Genomic DNA, 16,968 nt, shown 5'->3' with positions numbered 1-16,968 from the left:
GGGCTAGCGGGGCACCACGGGTGCCGGACGCGGGGCAGGAAGGGCTAGCGGGACGTCGACCCGCCGAGCAGAGCGGTGCGGCGGGCCAGGTACCGCTGCTCGGGCACGCTGGTGGTGAGCCGCTCGGCCGCCTGGTAGCTGTCCCGGGCCGCGCTGAGATCGCCGGTCATCTCCAGCAGGTGCCCGCGCACCGCATGGAAGCGGTGGTGATCGCGCATCCGTTTGTCACTGTCGAGGGGCGCCAGCAGCGCCAGCCCTTCCTCGGGACCGCGCACCATCGCCACCGTCACGGCCCGGCTGAGCGTGATCATCGGATTGGACGAGGTCTTCTCCAGCAGCTCGTACAGCGCCAGGATCTGGCGCCAGTCGGTGTCCTGCGGCCGGGGCGCCTCGGCGTGCACGGCGGCGATCGCGGCCTGCAGCTGGTACTGCCCGACCGGGCCGCCGGAGCCCAGCGCGCGGGTGATCAGCGCCACGCCCTCTTCGATGCCCCGCTGGTTCCAGCGGCTGCGGTCCTGCTCGGCGAGCGGGATCAGGGTGCCGTCCGGGGCGGTCCGGGCGGGGCTCCGGGCGTCGGTGAGCAGCATCAGCGCCAGCAGCCCGCTGACCTCGCCGTCGTGGGGCAGCAGCCGGTGCACCGTCCGGGCCAGCCGGATCGCCTCCCGGGTCAGCTCGCCGCGCACCAGATCGGGCCCCGAGGTGCTGGCGTACCCCTCGTTGAAGATCAGGTAGAGCACGTGCAGCACCACCTGCAGCCGGCTGGTGTACTGCTCGCCGGACAACGGGTACTGGATGCCGGCGGACCTGATCCGCTGCTTGGCCCGGCTGATCCGCTGGGCGACGGTCGCCTCCGGCGTGAGCAGCGCACGGGCGATCTCGGCGGTGGTCAGGCCGCCGAAGGCGCGCAGGGTGAGTGCCATCTGTGAGGCCGGGGTCAGGTCGGGGTGGCAGCACAGGAACAGCAGCATCAGCGAGTCGTCCCGGTCCGGCGGTCCCTCGTCCGGAGCCGGGGCAATCCGCTCGGTGGGCGCGCCGAGCGCCACCGCGGTGGCCTCGCGCCGCCGGCGCGCTTGGTCGCTGTGCCACTGGTCGGCGAGCCGGCGGGTCGCCACCGTGGTGAGCCAGGCCCGTGGGTTATCCGGAATCCCCTGCTCGGGCCACTGGAGGGTAGCCGCCAGCAGGGCCTCCTGCACGGCGTCCTCACATGCCTCGAACTGCCGGTAACGGCTCATGAGGGTGGAGAGCACCTGGGGTGCGGCCTCCCGCACCACCTCGACGATCCGCGAGTCCGCCCCCACGCGCGTGCGCACTGACCCTCCCCCGGCATGGCCACGGCCGCCTGGAACGGCGCGATGCCTGCCGAAGCCAGCCTACCGGGTCGCCGGCCGAGCCACCGCTTGCCGTCAGCCGGCAGGCGGGACGTTGAGGTTGCTCCGGAACACGTTGTCCGGGTCGAGGCGCGCCTTCACCGCGGCCAGCCGGTGATAGGTCGCCGGCGGGTAGACGGCGGCGACATCGGCAGCCGTGGCGCTGGACAGGAAGTTCCCGTAGCCGAACGGTGAGGTCAGCGCGCCGAGCTGGGACCACATCGACCCGAACTCCGCCTCCGGCCCGGGATCGTTGCTCAGCAGCACGGTCATCACCAGCGCCTCGCTGCCGCGGCAGGCGAACGCGGTGGCGGCGGGGTCCACCGCGGCCACCGCCCCGCCGAGGCTGCGCAGCTCGACGTACAGGGTCTCGAGCCGGTCGGTCTCGGCGACCAGCTTGTCGATCAGCGGGTCGCTCAGCCGGTCTGCGAACCGGTTCTTCACCACGGGGACCAGGCCCGGCGGCAGCGGTCCGGGCTCGCCGAGCATCTCCAGGTACGGCCGCGGGGTCACGTCCTTGGTGAGCACCGGCCCCAGCGCCAGCAGCGGCGCCAGTGCCCGCTCCGCACCCGCCGGATCGTCCCCGGCGTAGCAGGCGGCGAGGTAGAGCGGCATCGGGTCGCCGCCGAAGGAGGGGTACAGGTAGGCGAATGAGGTGAGCTCCTCCGGAGCGGTGCGCAGGTAGTCCCGCCATCCCTTGAGCACGGCCGCGGCCTCGCTGCGCGGATAGGAGATCTCGGCGTAGAACACGCCGGGAACCCGGCTGGCGGTCAGCTCGAACGCGGTCACCACGCCGAAGTTGCCGCCCCCGCCGCGCAGCGCCCAGAACAGCTCCGGATCGCTGTCGGCACCGGCGCGCACGATGGCCCCGTCCGCGGTCACCAGCTCGGCGGCGACCAGGCTGTCCATGGCGAGCCCGTACCGGCGGGCCAGCCAGCCGATTCCGCCGCCGAGGAGCAGCCCGCCGACCCCCACGGTGGCGGTGTCGCCGGAGGAGATCGCCAGGTCGTGCCGGCCGAGTACCTGCGACGCCTCGCCCCAGGTGGCACCGCTGCCGAGCCGGACCAGCCGCTGTCCCCGGTCGAGCAGCTCGACCTCGGCCATCGGGCGCAGGTCGATGACCATCCCGCCGTCGTTCGTGCTGAGCCCGGCGTTGCTGTGGCCGCTGCTGCGGACGGCGACCGGCAGGCCTTCCTCCCGGGCGCACCGCAGCGCCTCCTGCACGTCGCCGGTGCCGGCACACCGGACCACCGCGGCAGGCTGGCCCTGGTGGACGAACCCGTTCTTCAGGTCCGGGTAGGCCGGCTCTCCGGGCAGCACGACCTCCCCGGAGATGCGTTCCCTGAGTCGGATCAACGGGCTGGTCGGCATGTCTGCTCCATGACAGTCGGCAACGGCGACTCCCTGACAGTCGGCAACGCGACGCGCGGGAAGGGTGGTCGGCACCCCGATGCGGCGGACGACGTCCGCCTGCGGGAGCCGGTGATGGTTACACAGTCGCCCCCTGCGCCCGGACGCTGCCTCTTCGGCTGTGCCCACCGCCCGTGCCGGGGTGCGCCGGGGCCGGTGCGCATCCAGGAAGGTGCCTGCCCGCGGCGGGCCGGACGATCCTGGGAGGCGGTTCCGCCACCGGCGGCGCCGTGCCCGCGGGATGACGACGCAGAGGAGAGTGACGGGTGGGGACAGCGGCAGATCGCTCGGGCCGGGTGGTGGTGGACGTCTGGATGCCGAGCTATCCGGCCACGCCGTCGTTCCTGGCCGAGGTACGCGAGATCGCCAGGGCCTTCGAGCGGGAGCACCCCGACTACCGGATCGAACTGGTCGAGTGCCCCTACCTGTCGCTGCCCGAGAAGGTGAACCGGGCGGCCCAGCGCGGCCACCGGCCCGCCATCGTGCAGTACTACTTCACCTCCACCCAGGTGGCCCGCGACATGCGCACCGACACCGGCGAACCGCTGTTCACGCCGGTGCAGCGGGCGATCGGCGGGCGCACCGAGATCCTCGGCCACCCGGTGGTGATCGACGACCTGCTGCCCGCCGCCCGCGCGTACTACTCGATCGGCGACGAGCTGCTGGCCATCCCGCCGTTCGTCTCGACCACCCTGCTCTACACCAACACGTCGCTGCTCTCGGAGTGCGGCGTGCCAGAGGTCCCGCGGACCTGGGCGGAGCTGACCGAGGCGTGCCGGAAGCTGGCCGGCCGGACCGGCGCCGTCGACCCGGGCGTCAGCTGGCCGAACGGCGGCTGGATCTTCCAGCAGGCGGTGGCGCAGCAGGGAGCCGTGCTGGTCGCCCCGGACAACGGCCGTACCGATCGCGCCAAGCAGGTCCAGCTGGACTCCCCGGCGATGCTCGCCTTCGTCCACTGGTGGCGGCAGCTGTACCTCGACGGGTTCTACTACTACTCCGGGGTGCGCGCGGTCGACGCCGGTGCCGGCGAGGCCTGGGTGCGCAACTACCAGGCCTTCGCCGAGCAGCGGGTCGCCTTCGTGCTGAGCACCTCGGTGGAGGCCGAGCGGATGGTCCAGGCCGGCCGGCAGGGCGGGTTCGAGGTCACGGCCAGCCCGATGCCCTACAACGACGAGGTCCCGTACGCCGGCAACGTCCTCGGCGGTGACGCGCTGTGGCTGGGCAACGGCCTCGACGAGGCGACCCGGGACGGTGCGCTGGCGTTCATGCAGTACCTGCTCACCCCCGAGCACGCCGCCACCCGGCACAAGACCACCCGGTTCAGCCCGGTCACCCGGTCGAGCATCGAGCTGCTGGAGCGCGAAGGCTGGTTCGACGCCAACCCCCACCAGCGGGTAGCGCTGGACCAGCTCGACGCCTCCGACGACTCGTTCGCGGCGGCGGGCGCCCTGCTGGGCGACTTCGCCGGGCTGCACGACGTGCTTACCCAGGCGATGGACGACGTGCTGATCTGCGGGGCGGACCCGGACCAGCGGTTCGCCGAGGCCTCGCTGAAAGCCCAGCAGCAGCTCGATGAGTACAACGCCGACTGCCTCGGCGAGCGGTCCGCCCCGGCGGGACCGCGCCGGTTCGCCGTGAACTGACCGGGGTCCGCCGGCGCCGGACCGGCTTGGACCGCACGGCCGGCCCGGGCGAGGCGCACTGGCCGGTACCCGGTAAGGAACAATGGGCGGGTGAGACTGGCAGGCGCGGCGGTCGCGCGGTGGTGAGCTCGGACTTCTACGTCCGGGCCGGTGGCGAGCAGACCTTCCGGCTGCTGGTGGAACGGTTCTACGCCGGGGTGGCGATGGACCCGCTGCTGCGCCCGCTGTACCCGGAGGAGGATCTGGGGCCGGCCGCGGACCGGCTGACGCTGTTCCTGATCCAGTACTGGGGCGGGCCGTCCACCTACTCCCAGACCCGCGGCCATCCCCGGCTGCGGATGCGGCACGCCCCGTTCGTGATCGGCGCGGCCGAGCGCGACGCGTGGTTGCGGCACATGCGCGAGGCGCTGGACTCCCTGGACCTGCCCGAGGACGTGGCGGCCGAGCTCTGGCGGTACCTGACGATGGCCGCGGAGTCGATGCGCAACTCGCTGCACTGACCGGTGCGTCGCTTGACGCGGTTCCCCGAGCCGCGACACAATCGGCCGGAAAGGCTTACAGGACGCGGCCAGCAAGTGACCGTGATCCCCGTCCGCCGCTTCTGCCAGTCGGCGGCGGCCCGTGTCCCTGTCCCCTTCGGAGAATCGCGTGCCAGACACTCCTGCCCACATCGCTCCCGGCCCGGCCGGCCCGCTCCGGCCGCACGCCCCGTCCGTGCAGTCCGAGCCGGGCGGCATTCCGGCTGGCGGCTCGGTGGCCGACAGCTCAGCGGCCGGCCACCCGGCACACCACGAGTACGCCAGCGAAGCCGGCGCGCCGTACCTCGGCGGGGCCGACTGGTGGCGCAGCGCCGTGGTGTACCAGATCTATCCGAAGAGCTACGCCGACGGCAACGGCGATGGCATCGGTGACCTGATCGGCGTCCGGGAGCGGCTGGACCACCTGCGCGAGCTCGGCGTGGACGGGATCTGGCTCAGCCCGTTCTACCGCTCACCGATGGCCGACGGCGGCTACGACGTCTCCGACCCGACCGACGTGGACCCGATGTTCGGCACCCTGGCCGACTTCGATGCGCTCACCGAGGCCGCGCACGCCCGCGGCATCAAGGTCACCGTCGACATCGTCCCCAACCACTTCTCCGACCAGCACCCGTGGTTCGTCCAGGCGCTGGCCGCCGGTCCCGGCTCGCCCGAGCGGGCCCGGTTTCTCTTCCGGGACGGCAAGGGCCCGGACGGCGCCGAGCCGCCGAACAACTGGCCGGCCGTGTTCGGCGGTTCGGCCTGGCAGCGGGTGCCGGACGGGCAGTGGTACCTGCACCTGTTCGCGCCCGAGCAGCCGGACCTGAACTGGGACAACCCCGAGGTGCGCGCCGAGTTCGAGCGGATCCTGCGGTTCTGGCTGGACCGGGGGGTGGACGGCTTCCGGGTGGACGTCGCGCACTCGATGGCCAAGCCCGCCGGCCTGCCCGACATGGACCTGACCGGTTACATCGGCCCGCACACCCAGCTCGACCCGGACCTGCGCTTCGACCAGGACGGGGTGCACGAGTACCTGCGGATGTTCCGCCGGGTGCTGGACGACTACCCGCACCGGATGGCGGTCGGCGAGGCCTGGGTGCCCGACGACGAGCGGCTGGCGCGCTACGTCCGGCCGGACGAGCTGCACCTGACCTTCAACTTCCGGCTGATCGAGGCACCCTGGTCGGCCGAGGACTTCACCGAGGCGATCGACGGCTCGCTCGAGGCGATGGCCGGGGTCGGCGCGCCGTGCACCTGGGTGCTGTCCAACCACGACGTGGTGCGCCACACCACCCGCTACGGCGGCGGTGCGCTCGGCCAGGCCCGGGGCCGGGCCGCCACCCTGATCACGCTGTCGCTGCCGGGCGCGGCCTACATCTACAACGGCGACGAGCTGGGCCTGGAGAATGTCGACCTGCCGGACGAGGTGCTGCAGGACCCGACCTGGGAGCGCAGCGGCCACACCGAGCGCGGCCGGGACGGCGAGCGGGTGCCGTTGCCCTGGGAGGGCAGCGAGCCGCCGTTCGGCTTCAGCAGCTCGCCGCAGACCTGGCTGCCGATGCCGGCCGAGTGGCGGTCCTTCACCGTCGAGGCGGAGCTCGCCGACCCGGACTCCACCCTGTGGCTGTACCGGCGGGCGCTGCGGCTGCGGCGTGAGCTCACCGAGCTGCACGGCTCGGCCTTCAACTGGCTGGAGGCGCCCGCCGGATGCCTGTCCTACCAGCGCGGGCCGAACCTGGTGGTGACCCTGAACGCCGGCGAGGTGCCGGTGGAGCTGCCGCCGGGCGAGGTCCTGCTGGCGTCGGCGCCGATCCCGGACGGCAAGCTGCCGCCGAACACCGCGGTGTGGCTGCGCACCTGAGCCAGGGGATTCGCCGGGCCGGTCGGGATGAGCCGTCCGCGGCGTCCTATCGTCGCGGGGTGACCACCCTGGCCGACCGGTTTCGCCGGCACGCCGGCATGATGCCGGACGGGCTGTACCACTCGCTGCTGCAGGCGATGGCCGCCGACTGGGAGGCCGGCGGCATCGTCGTCGAGATCTGCCGGGACTGGGCCGACGCGGCCGGCAGTGCCGTGGTGCAGCTGCGGTTGCTGGCCGGCATCCAGCGGCTGGTGCTGTCCGGGGCGGAGCCGCAGCTGGCGGTGTACTACCCCAACCTGGGCGGTACGGCCTCGCCGGACGGGGCCTGGCAGGCCTTCGAGCCGGTGCTGCGCCGGCACGTCGGCGAGCTGCGCGCGGCGCTGGAGGTGGCGCCGCAGACCAACGAGCCCGGCCGGTCGGTGCCCCTGCTGGTGGGCCTGTTCGACGCGGTCCGGCGGTCCGGACTGGCTAGCGTGCGGCTGCTGGAGCTGGGGGCCTCGGCCGGGCTGAACCTGCTGGTGGACCGGTTCTACATCGCCGGCGACGGCTGGTCGGCCGGGCCGGAGTCCTCGCCGCTGCGGTTGACCGAGGCGGTGCTCGGGCCGGTTTCGCCGGTGCCGTTCACGGTGGCCGACCGGCGCGGCTGCGACCTGGCGCCGATCGACGCCTCGACCGAGGAGGGCCGGCTGCGGCTGACCTCGTTCGTCTGGCCGCACGACCTGCACCGCTACGAGCGGCTGCGGGCAGCGCTGCGGATCGCGGCCTCCCACCCGGTTCCGGTGGAGCGGGCGAGCGCGTCGTCCTGGCTGGGCTCGATGCTGGCCGGTGCCGGTCCGGACGGCGTGCTGACCGTGGTCTGGCACTCGATCACCCGGCAGTACTGGCCGGTGGCCGAGATCGAGGCGACGGCGCGGGTGCTGGCGGCCGCCCGCGACCGGATGCCGCTCGCCCACATCGCGATGGAGAGCCCGGTGCTGCGCGACGACCGCTCGGAGGGCAGGCGGGAGTACCAGCCGACCGAGTTGACCGTGCAGCTGTCGGTGCCGGGTGGGGCCGCCGACCCGGCGCCGGTGCTGCTCGGCAGGGTGGCCGACCACGGCGTGCCGGTGCGGCTGGTGTCGTAGCTGCCGGGTGGCTGGGTTGTCGGCCTGAGTGGGCTTCCGGATGGCTGGACTGCCGGCCTGGGTGGCTTGCTGGCTCAGCCGGCCGGGACCTCGGTCAGCTCGGGCTGCTCGGCGCCGTGCGGAATGTCGATGCTGGCCTCGCCGGTGCGCAGCAGCCGCAGCACCACCCGGGCGACGTAGTCGGCGCTCTGCACCACGAAGCCGGGAAAGGGCTCGGTGCCGAGCTGGAAGATGCCGCCGCCGAACTCGGTGGCGGTCAGCGACGGCAGCACGGTGGACACGTCGATGCCGTCGGCAGCCAGTTCCACCCGGGCCATCGCGCTGAAGGTGGCCAGGCCCGCCTTGCTGGCGGCGTAGGTCGCCACCATGGGCGCCGGGGTGTGGATCGATCCCGAGGAGACGTTGACGATCCGGCCACCGCCCTGGCTGCGCATGACGGGCAGCACCGCCTGGGTCATCGCCAGCGCGCTGACCAGGTTGAGTTCCAGCAGCTGGCTGAACTCGGCCGGGTCGATGTCGGCCAGCAGTTTGAGCTGGCCGGCACCGGCGTTGTTGACCAGCCCGTCGATCCGGCCGTGCCGGTCGAGGGTGGCCTGCACCAGCGCCTGCCGGGCAGCCGAATCGGTGACGTCGGTGGGCACCGCCAGCGCCCCGCCGAGCTCTTCGCTCAACCGCTCCAGCCGGTCGGCCCGGCGGGCTGCCAGCACCGGGTGGGCACCGGCGGCATGCAGTGCCCGGGCGGTCGCCTCGCCGATGCCGGACGAGGCCCCGGTGACGATCACGGTCTTGCCAGTGAGGTCGAGAACAGCCATGGGCTCATTGTGCAGGTCCGCCCGGCGCCGGATGGAGTTTCGACACTTCCCCGGGAGGCGGGCTCGGTGCCGGCTGCTACTGCGACAGCAGGCCGAGCGGGTTGCCGTCGCTGGTGTAGGTGGAGCCGTACGCGGCAGCGACCCGCACCCAGCCCGGGGCGGTGTCGATCGCCGCCTGGCCGTCGCGCGGCAGGAAGCCCATCCGGGTGAGCGCGGTCAGCGCCCCGAGCCGGACCTGCACCTCGGGCGACGCACCGTCGGCCGCGGTCAGCACCACCGAGGCCAGCAGCGACTCCTGGCCCTGCCGGCTGGTCGTTCCGGCAGCCAGCTCGGCTCCGGAGCGGACCAGGTTGCGCACCACGGAGTCGGGCACCACGTCCACCCGCCGCCAGCCGTGCCGGGGCGGCAGGGCGCTCAGCCAGTGCGCGTCCCGGCCGGCCGGCACCGGCCCGGACTGCTCCACCCACTGCAGGAAGTCGGCGGCGGAGACGGTGATGTCGAAGCCCCCGGTCGGTTCGGCGGCCAGCGTCCGGCCGGCCAACACGTCGTAGGGCAACCGGACGAAGCCGGCCACCGCGCGTTCGGCCGCCCGGAACCGGATCAGGGAGGCGGCGTCGACGGACACCGCGCGTTCGGCCAGCGGAACGAAGTCAGCCAGCTGGCCGGGCGGGACGAGCGTGTCGATCATCGGTCAGTCCCGGGAACCGGGGCGGGCTGTGGCGCACCGGCGCCGGCCGGTTCGCGGTCCTGCGACTGGCCGGCCCGCTCCCCCGCCGCCGGCTGGTGCCGGCCGGCCGGCGCCGGGTCGCTGGGCTCGTCGGTGTAGCCGGCCAGGATGGCCCGCTCCTCCTGGCTGAGCCGGCGGGGCCGGTTGGTGTTGAAGTCGAAGGTGACCAGGGTGGTGGCCGCCGTCGCCGCCAGCGTCTGCCCGTCGTAGACGTCGTAGCGGACCTCGAAGGACGCCCCCCGGATCCGTTCCACCCACAGTTCCAGCCGCAGGGGTTCCGGGTGGTAGACCACCGGTTTCAGGTAGGTGATCTCGTGGTGGGTGACCAGGGTGCCGCCGGCGAACGTCGAATCGTAGCGGTCGAAGAACATCGACACCCTGGCCTGCTCGAGGTAGGCCAGGTAGGCGGTGTTGTTGACATGGCCGTAGGCGTCCATGTCCGACCACCGCATCGCACACCGGGCGACGAAGCGAGCCACCGTGAAGCCCCCCGTCCTATGGTCTGTGGGCCATGGCCGGCTCAGTCGCGAGTCAGCTTGCGGTAGGTGACGGCATGCGGTCGGGCGGCGTCGGCACCCAGCCGTTCGACCTTGTTCTTCTCGTAGGACTCGAAGTTGCCCTCGAACCAGTACCACTGGGCCGGGTTTGAGTCGTTGCCCTCCCAGGCCAGGATGTGGGTGGCGACCCGGTCCAGGAACCACCGGTCGTGGCTGATCACCACGGCGCAGCCGGGGAACTCCAGCAGCGCGTTCTCCAGCGAGCCCAGGGTCTCCACGTCGAGGTCGTTGGTGGGCTCGTCGAGCAACAGCAGGTTGCCGCCCTCCTTCAGCGTCAGCGCCAGGTTCAGCCGGTTCCGCTCGCCACCGGACAGCACGCCGGCCGGCTTCTGCTGGTCCGGGCCCTTGAACCCGAACGCCGAGACGTAGGCCCGGCTGGGCATCTCCACCTGGCCGACCCGGATGTAGTCGAGGCCGTCGGAGACCACCTGCCAGACGTTCTTGTTCGGGTCGATGCCACCCCGGCTCTGGTCGACGTAGCTGATCTTGACCGTCTCGCCGACCCGGACCTCACCGGAGTCCGGCTTCTCCATGCCCACGATGGTCTTGAACAGGGTGGTCTTGCCGACGCCGTTCGGGCCGATGACGCCCACGATGCCGCCGCGCGGCAGCGAGAACGACAGGTCCTTGACCAGCATCCGGCCGTCGAAGCCCTTGTCCAGGTGGCTGACCTCGACCACCACGGTGCCCAGCCGCGGGCCCGGCGGGATCTGGATCTCCTCGAAGTCGAGCTTGCGGGTCTTCTCCGCCTCGGCGGCCATCTCCTCGTACCGCTGCAGGCGCGCCTTGGACTTGGCCTGCCGGCCCTTGGCGTTCTGGCGCACCCACTCCAGTTCCTCGGTGAGGCGCTTCTGCAGCTTGGCGTCCTTGCGGCCCTCGACCTTGAGCCGCTCCGACTTCTTCTCCAGGTAGGTGGAGTAGTTACCCTCGTACGGGTGCGCCCGGCCGCGGTCGAGCTCCAGGATCCACTGGGCGACGTTGTCCAGGAAGTACCGGTCGTGGGTGACGGCCAGGATGGTGCCGGGGTACTTGGACAGGTGCTGCTCCAGCCACTGCACGCTCTCGGCGTCGAGGTGGTTGGTGGGCTCGTCGAGCAGCAGCAGGTCCGGCTGCTCCAGCAGCAGCTTGCACAGCGCCACCCGGCGGCGCTCACCACCGGACAGGTGGGTGACCGGCTCGTCGCCAGGCGGGCAGCGCAGCGCGTCCATCGCCTGCTCGATGCGGGAGTCCAGCTCCCAGCCCTCGCCGTGCTCGATCTTCTCCATCAGCTCGCCCTGCTCGGCCAGCAGCGCGTCGAAGTCGGCGTCCGGCTCGCCCATGGCCGCCGACACCTCCTCGAAGCGCGCCAGCCACGCGCGCATCTGGGCAACGGCGTCCTCGACGTTCTCGCGGACCGTCTTGGACTCGTCCAGCGGCGGTTCCTGCTGGAGCAGCCCCACCGTGCTTCCGGGCGCGAGGAAGGCGTCGCCGTTGGACGGCTGGTCGAGCCCGGCCATGATCTTGAGCACGCTCGACTTGCCGGCGCCGTTCGGACCGACCACGCCGATCTTCGCGCCGGGCAGGAAGGCAAGGGTGACGTCGTCGAGGATGACCTTGTCACCGTGCGCCTTGCGCACCTTGTGCATGGAGTAGATGTACTGAGCCACTGAGAGTCCTTGCCGCTGTCGGGTCGAGCCGTTAACCGTTGCCCTCCAGTGTCCCATTCCCCGAGGGCCGCCGGTCGCACCCCTCCCGCCGCTCCGGGGGCACCCGGCGACCGCTCCGGGTGGGCGGTCGCCGGGCCGGCACCACCGCTGCCACCGGAGCGCGCCGGGGCCGCGGGGCGATCAGCCGGTGCTCACCAGCTCCGGCGCGTACTCCGGCTCGTCACCCTCGGCCCCGGCCTCGTCCACCAGCTCGTAGCCCAGGTCCTCGGCCCGGATCGGCATGCCGTCGGCGTCGAGCTCGATCGATCCGGAGAAGCTGTGGCGGCGCTTGGTGAACTGGGCGGTGCCGCGGGTCAGGTCGTGGCCGATGGACTCCGGCTCGATCTCGTAGGCGATGTGGTTGGCCTCGTCCTTGACGTACTGCCGGGAGAAGATCCGGCCGCACACCACCACCGGGTCGCCCTTGCGCAACGACGCGGCCACGTTCTCCGCGACCTCCCGCCAGAACGTGACTGTCACGAACAGCTTGTGGCCGTCCACCCACTTGCCGGTGTCGCGATCCTTGCGGCGCTGGGTGCTGGCGACCCGGAACGACACCCGGGACAGGCCCGAGGTGGTGGGTCGGTTGACGACCTCGTCGACCACGTTGCCGACGACGGTGATGGTGGCTGCGTTCACGATGAGCTCCCTGTCGATAGATCCGGGCTTGCCCGGGACCCTGGTCGGATCGGGTTCACTCAACCGCCGGAAACGGCGCTCCGGCCGCCACCGGAACAGAATGTGGATGGCGTCCTGGCCTGTGGACAACCGATTTCGGGTTGTCGGACTCCCCTGCCAGGGTGACCGCATGCAGATCGGAACAGGTGCCCTCAGACCATCGACTCGGTGGCGGAGAACGCCCGGCGGTAGGCCGTCGGCGCCACCCCGGTGTGGCGCTGGAAGTGGTGGCGCAGCAACGCCGCGGTGCCGAAGCCGGACCGCCGGGCGATCAGCTCGATCGGCTCCCGGCCGGATTCGAGCTGCCGGCGGGCGTACAGCACCCGCTGGCGCAGCAGCCAGGCATGCGGAGTGGTGCCGGTGGCCTCGGCGAACCGCCGGGCGAAGGTGCGCGGACTCATGTTCACCCGGGCCGCCATCGAGTTGATGGTGTGCTCGGCGGGCAACTCGGCCAGCAGCGCGTCCATCAGCTTCGACAGGCTGTCCGAGCCGCTCGGCGGCACCGGGGCCTCGATGTACTGCGCCTGCCCGCCGGACCGGTGGGCCGGCATCACCATCCGCCGGGCCACCGCGTTGGCGACCCGGGCGCCGTGCTCGGTGCGCATGATGTGCAGGCAGAGGTCCAGGCCGGCCGCGGTGCCCGCCGAGGTGAAGATCCGGTCGTCGCAGACGTAGAGCACGTTCGGGTCCACCTGCGCGGCGGGGAACCGGGCGGCCAGCGCCTCGGCGTGCCGCCAGTGGGTGGTGCACCGGCGCCCGTCCAGCAGGCCGGCCTCGCCGAGCGCGTAGGCACCGGTGCACAGCCCCATCACGGCGGCACCCCGGGCGTATGCCGCGGCCAGGGTGGCCGGCACCGCGGGCGACAGCCCGGCGTCGGCGCCGGCCGACACGATCACCAGGTCGGCGTCCAGCGCGGCGTCGAAACGGTGCGAGGTGGTGATGGTGAAGCCATTGGTGGTCGGTACCGGCTCGGCGGTCTCCGAGGCCACCACGAAGTCATAGACCGGCAACCCCGAATCAGAGCGGTCGATCCCGAACGCCTCGCAGGCGATGCCGAACTCGAACGGCCGGAGCCCCGGGTAGGTCAACACGACGATCTTTCGCAATGCCATGCGCCGATTCTGCGGCGACCCCTGGCAGGATTCCAGCGTTCGGCGCTATTTCTGCCAAAGATGGCAGGATCCTGCCGCCAGGAAAGCCGCCCGGAGACTGCCGTAACCCGGCATCGAACCGGGGTCGGCGGTCTTCAACGGGGCTTGAACCGGGAGCCGGATCGCTAGCATGACCGCAGGCCCTCGTAGCTCAGCGGATAGAGCTCCCGCCTTCTAAGCGGTAGGTCGCAGGTTCGAACCCTGCCGAGGGCGCCTCGGCGGCACGGGTCAGCCGGCTCGGCCCAGCCGGTCGATGATGGCGTCCAGCTCGCGCGCCAGTTCGAAGTCCAGCGCCGTCAGCCCACCCGCGGAATGCGTGGACAGGTTCAGCTCCACCGTCCGCCAGGACAGTCGCAGGTCCGGATGGTGGTCCAGCCGTTCGGCGACCGGGGCCAGCTCGCCGATGAACCGCACCGCGGTCAGGAACGAGTCGAACTCCACGGTCCGGACCAGGGCCTGACCGGCCACCGACCAGCCCTCGGCCAGCCCGCGCAGACCGTCGGCGACCTCTTCGGCGCTCAGCAACGTCCGGCTCATCCTCGGCCACCTCCGATTGCCCGCACGCAGACGACAGGTCTCGAGCCGCATTCTGCTCTACGCTTCGGCCTCGTGACGGAAAGAGACTCCAAAGACGACAAGCTGGTCTGGATCGACTGCGAGATGACCGGGCTGGAGCTCAGCCGGGACGCCCTGATCGAGATCGCCGTCCTGGTGACCGATTCCGAGCTGAACGTGCTGGACGAGGGCCTCGACATCGTGATCCACTGCGCCGACGACGTGCTGGAAACCATGGTGCCGTTCGTGCAGCAGATGCACGAGACGTCCGGGCTGACCGCCCTGGTGCAGGCTTCGACGGTGACCCTGGGCGAGGCCGAACAGCAGGTGCTGGACTACATCAAGCGGTTCGTCCCCGAGCCGCGGACCGCCCCGCTGTGCGGCAACTCCATCGCCACCGACCGGGGCTTCATCATCCGCGACATGCCCGCGCTCGACGCCTACCTGCACTACCGGATGATCGACGTCTCCTCGATCAAGGAGCTGGCCCGGCGCTGGTACCGCCGGGTGTACTTCGGCCAGCCCGCCAAGGGCTTGGCACACCGGGCGCTGGCCGACATCTACGAGAGCGTGCAGGAACTGCGCTACTACCGCGCCACCGTCTTCGTCCCGCCGCCCGGCCCGACCAGCGACGAGGCCGCCGCCGCGGCCGCGGCCGTGCTGGGCAGTGCCCCGCCGGCCCTCTCCGACGTCCCCCCGCCAGGTAGCCCGCAGCTGCTCGAGGGCACCGTCACCGAGACCACCGCGGCCGCGGTACTGGGCGCCGCGGCCGGCGCCGGGTCGGCATCCGGCCCGAGCCTGGCCGCCGGTGCCGCCAGCGCGCTCAGTGAGGAGAGCGCCGACCCCGTCGTGCCGGACCCCGGCCAGCCGCTAGACTGATCGGGCTGTGCCGGTCGCCGCCGCGGCCGGTCAGCGATGGTGGGTGTAGCTCAGTTGGTAGAGCGCTGCGTTGTGGTCGCAGATGTCGCGGGTTCGAATCCCGTCGCTCACCCCATCCGCAGGCCCCGAGAAATCGGGGCCTGCGCCATGTCGGGGTCTGCACCACCCAGGTACACGCCGGACAGGAGATAGCACCGCGATGGCCCAGCAACCCCGTCCGGTCGCGGTGATCGTGGACTCCTGGACCTGCAGCCACTTCCTGCTGGACGCCCTCACCGCCCTGGACGTCGACGTGGTGCAGGTCAAGCCCGACCCCGACCAGGCCGCGTTCGGCACGCCGATGACCTACCTCGACACGGTGACCGGCGACGACCCCGCGGCGCTGGCGGACGCGCTGGCCGGCTACTCCCCGGTCGCGGTGCTGGCCGGCCAGGAACCGGACGTGCCGCTGGCCGACGCGCTGTCTGAGCGGCTTGGCCTGCCCAGCAACGGCACGGCGCTGTCGTCGGCCCGCCGGAACAAGTACGACATGGCGGCCGCACTCGCACACGCCGGCGTCCGGTGCGCCGAGCAGTTCAAGAGCGACCGGGCCGCCGACGTGGTGGCCTGGGCCGAGGCTGCCGGCCGGTGGCCGGTGGTGGTCAAGCCGCTGGCCTCGGCGGCCACCGACAACGTCGCGATCTGCGCCGACCCCGACCAGGTGCTCCAGGCCGCCGAGACGATCCTGGGCACCGAGATGCTGTGGGGCGAGCCGAACTCCGAGGTGCTCGTCCAGTCCTACCTGGACGGCATCGAGTACGTCGTCGACACGGTGTCCTGGGAGGGCCGCCGGTACACCTGCGGGGTCTGGGAGTACCGCAAGCGGCAGGTCGGGGTGCACAACATCTACGACTACGAGGTGCTGGTAGCCGCCGACGACCCCCGGGTGCCCGAGCTGGTGGACTACGTCGACAGCGCGCTGCGGGCGCTAGACATCCGCTACGGGCCGACCCACGCCGAGGTGATCATCACCGCGGACGGCCCGGCGTTGGTCGAGGTCGGCGCCCGGCTGGCCGGCAACCTCAGCCCGACCTTCCACGACCACTGCCTCGGGACCAACCAGGCTGCGCTGACCGCGCTCGCCTACATCCGGCCGGCGGAGTTCTGCGACCGCTACGCCGGCCGCTGCTACACCGCGCTGCGCCAGGCCTGGGTGTGCAACACCCCCACTGATCTCGCCGGGACGGTACGCGGCGTGCACGCCGACGTGGTCGCCGAGATCGAGGCGCTGCCCACCGTCCGCGAGCTGATCGTCAAGCTGCGTCCGGGCTGGCGGATGCGGCCCACCGTCGACCTGCTGTCCAGCACCCTGAAGGCGTTCCTGGCCGCCGATTCGGCCGAGGAGCTGCGCCGGGACTACCAGCGGATCGCCGAGCTGAAGGACCGCGTCTACCAGCTCGACTGAGCCGGTTCGTCCAGCGCGGCCAGCAGCGGCGCGGTGGTGTCCGGGTCGCGGACCGCGATCCGGATCCAGCCCGGCCCGAGGCCGGGGAACGTGTCGGCCCGCCGCACCGCGAAGCCGGCCGCCCGCAGCTCGGCGTGCAGCTGGGGCCGGCCCGGGTGCCGGGTCAGCACGAACGGTCCGGCCCCGCCGGCGGGCACCTCGAAGCCGCGCCGCGCCAGTTCGGTGGCCAGCGCCCGCCGATGCGCCGTGATCGCCACCGCCCGCCGGTGCGCCTCGGGAAGCGCCGCGTTCGCCAGGCAGGCCTCGGCGGCGGACAGCGCCGGGCCGGACACCGACCAGTGCGGCTGCACCGCGGCCGCCGCGGCCAGCGCGCCGGCGTCGCCGAGCAGGTAGCCGATCCGCAGGCCGGCCAGTCCCCAGAGCTTGGTCAGCGACCGCACCACCACCACGCCGGTCAGATCCTCAATAGAGGCCAGGCTTTCCGGCTCGCCGGGCACCGCGTCGGAGAACGCCTCGTCGACGACCACCAGCCGGCCCGGACGGCGCAGCGCGAGCAG

Annotated in this window: 15 protein-coding genes, 2 tRNA genes and 1 pseudogene; 8 read left to right on the top strand and 10 right to left on the bottom strand. The window is 72.2% G+C overall.

What is annotated here, in order from left to right; genetic code table 11:
• Positions 1–44: 44 nt before the first annotated feature.
• Together VLJ82_RS13365 and VLJ82_RS13360 are read right to left on the bottom strand one after the other, a co-directional pair.
• The gene (locus VLJ82_RS13365) at positions 45–1,310 is read right to left on the bottom strand and encodes an RNA polymerase sigma factor (protein WP_408663850.1); all 1,266 of its coding nucleotides are present in this window, start codon (positions 1,308–1,310) and stop codon (positions 45–47) included.
• Between the two features lie 93 nt (positions 1,311–1,403).
• Positions 1,404–2,738 (bottom strand): FAD-binding oxidoreductase, encoded by a 1,335-nt coding sequence (locus tag VLJ82_RS13360; RefSeq protein WP_408663849.1) that lies wholly within the window; start codon positions 2,736–2,738, stop codon positions 1,404–1,406.
• A 305-nt stretch (positions 2,739–3,043) separates the two neighbouring features.
• On the opposite strand from VLJ82_RS13360, the gene VLJ82_RS13355 reads away from it, so the two are divergent.
• The 4 genes from VLJ82_RS13355 (at position 3,044) to VLJ82_RS13340 (ending at position 7,923) form a co-directional block, all read left to right on the top strand.
• Positions 3,044–4,420: an extracellular solute-binding protein gene (locus VLJ82_RS13355; RefSeq protein WP_408663848.1), complete on the top strand. Its 1,377-nt coding sequence runs from the start codon at positions 3,044–3,046 to the stop codon at positions 4,418–4,420.
• 26 nt (positions 4,421–4,446) lie between these two features.
• Positions 4,447–4,920, top strand: a complete 474-nt coding sequence (locus tag VLJ82_RS13350; protein ID WP_408663847.1) for a globin — start codon at positions 4,447–4,449, stop codon at positions 4,918–4,920.
• A gap of 352 nt (positions 4,921–5,272) precedes the next feature.
• Positions 5,273–6,799, top strand: coding sequence for a glycoside hydrolase family 13 protein (locus VLJ82_RS13345; protein WP_408663869.1), 1,527 nt, complete (start codon positions 5,273–5,275; stop codon positions 6,797–6,799).
• Positions 6,800–6,858: 59 nt separating this feature from the next.
• Positions 6,859–7,923 (top strand): DUF2332 domain-containing protein, encoded by a 1,065-nt coding sequence (locus VLJ82_RS13340; protein WP_408663846.1) that lies wholly within the window; start codon positions 6,859–6,861, stop codon positions 7,921–7,923.
• Between the two features lie 74 nt (positions 7,924–7,997).
• Here the strand turns inward: VLJ82_RS13340 and VLJ82_RS13335 are convergent, their stop codons facing one another.
• The 6 genes from VLJ82_RS13335 to VLJ82_RS13310 all read right to left on the bottom strand — a co-directional run bounded on the left by VLJ82_RS13335 (position 7,998) and on the right by VLJ82_RS13310 (position 13,494).
• Positions 7,998–8,735 carry an SDR family NAD(P)-dependent oxidoreductase gene (locus VLJ82_RS13335; RefSeq protein ID WP_408663845.1) on the bottom strand — a complete coding sequence of 246 codons (738 nt, stop codon included), beginning with the start codon at positions 8,733–8,735 and terminating at the stop codon, positions 7,998–8,000.
• A gap of 76 nt (positions 8,736–8,811) precedes the next feature.
• Positions 8,812–9,423, bottom strand: coding sequence for a hypothetical protein (locus VLJ82_RS13330; RefSeq protein WP_408663844.1), 612 nt, complete (start codon positions 9,421–9,423; stop codon positions 8,812–8,814).
• A complete protein-coding gene (locus tag VLJ82_RS13325) occupies positions 9,420–9,914 on the bottom strand; it encodes an acyl-CoA thioesterase (protein WP_408663868.1) in 495 nt (164 codons plus the stop codon). Before VLJ82_RS13325 ends, VLJ82_RS13330 begins: the two co-directional genes overlap by 4 nt.
• A 68-nt stretch (positions 9,915–9,982) precedes the next feature.
• The gene (gene ettA / locus VLJ82_RS13320) at positions 9,983–11,665 is read right to left on the bottom strand and encodes an energy-dependent translational throttle protein EttA (protein WP_408663843.1); all 1,683 of its coding nucleotides are present in this window, start codon (positions 11,663–11,665) and stop codon (positions 9,983–9,985) included.
• A gap of 180 nt (positions 11,666–11,845) precedes the next feature.
• Entirely contained in the window at positions 11,846–12,343 is a 498-nt protein-coding gene (locus tag VLJ82_RS13315; protein WP_408663842.1) for a single-stranded DNA-binding protein, read from the bottom strand.
• A 191-nt stretch (positions 12,344–12,534) separates the two neighbouring features.
• Positions 12,535–13,494, bottom strand: a complete 960-nt coding sequence (locus VLJ82_RS13310) for a GlxA family transcriptional regulator (protein ID WP_408663841.1) — start codon at positions 13,492–13,494, stop codon at positions 12,535–12,537.
• Positions 13,495–13,673: 179 nt separating this feature from the next.
• Between VLJ82_RS13310 and VLJ82_RS13305 the strand changes: the two genes are divergently transcribed.
• A tRNA-Arg gene (locus VLJ82_RS13305) sits at positions 13,674–13,746 on the top strand.
• 15 nt (positions 13,747–13,761) lie between these two features.
• Here VLJ82_RS13305 and VLJ82_RS13300 read toward each other — a convergent pair.
• Complete coding sequence (locus tag VLJ82_RS13300) at positions 13,762–14,070, bottom strand: 4a-hydroxytetrahydrobiopterin dehydratase (protein ID WP_408663840.1); 309 nt, start codon at positions 14,068–14,070, stop codon at positions 13,762–13,764.
• Between the two features lie 72 nt (positions 14,071–14,142).
• On the opposite strand from VLJ82_RS13300, the pseudogene orn reads away from it, so the two are divergent.
• The 3 genes and pseudogenes from orn to VLJ82_RS13285 all read left to right on the top strand — a co-directional run.
• Positions 14,143–14,751, top strand: a pseudogene (orn, locus tag VLJ82_RS13295) (oligoribonuclease); the annotation flags it as partial.
• A gap of 255 nt (positions 14,752–15,006) precedes the next feature.
• A tRNA-His gene (locus VLJ82_RS13290) sits at positions 15,007–15,082 on the top strand.
• Between the two features lie 84 nt (positions 15,083–15,166).
• Complete coding sequence (locus VLJ82_RS13285) at positions 15,167–16,411, top strand: ATP-grasp domain-containing protein (RefSeq protein WP_408663839.1); 1,245 nt, start codon at positions 15,167–15,169, stop codon at positions 16,409–16,411.
• Here the strand turns inward: VLJ82_RS13285 and VLJ82_RS13280 are convergent.
• The coding region (locus VLJ82_RS13280) for an aminotransferase class I/II-fold pyridoxal phosphate-dependent enzyme (RefSeq protein ID WP_408663838.1) at positions 16,396–16,968 on the bottom strand (573 nt) is incomplete at its 5' end. The two genes, VLJ82_RS13285 and VLJ82_RS13280, sit on opposite strands and share 16 nt — an antisense overlap.

Source organism: Jatrophihabitans sp., assembly GCF_035474675.1.
GTDB lineage: Bacteria > Actinomycetota > Actinomycetes > Mycobacteriales > Jatrophihabitantaceae > Jatrophihabitans_A.
The sequence above is the reverse complement of the archived record's forward strand: the minus strand, read 5'-3'. Positions and strand labels throughout refer to the sequence as shown.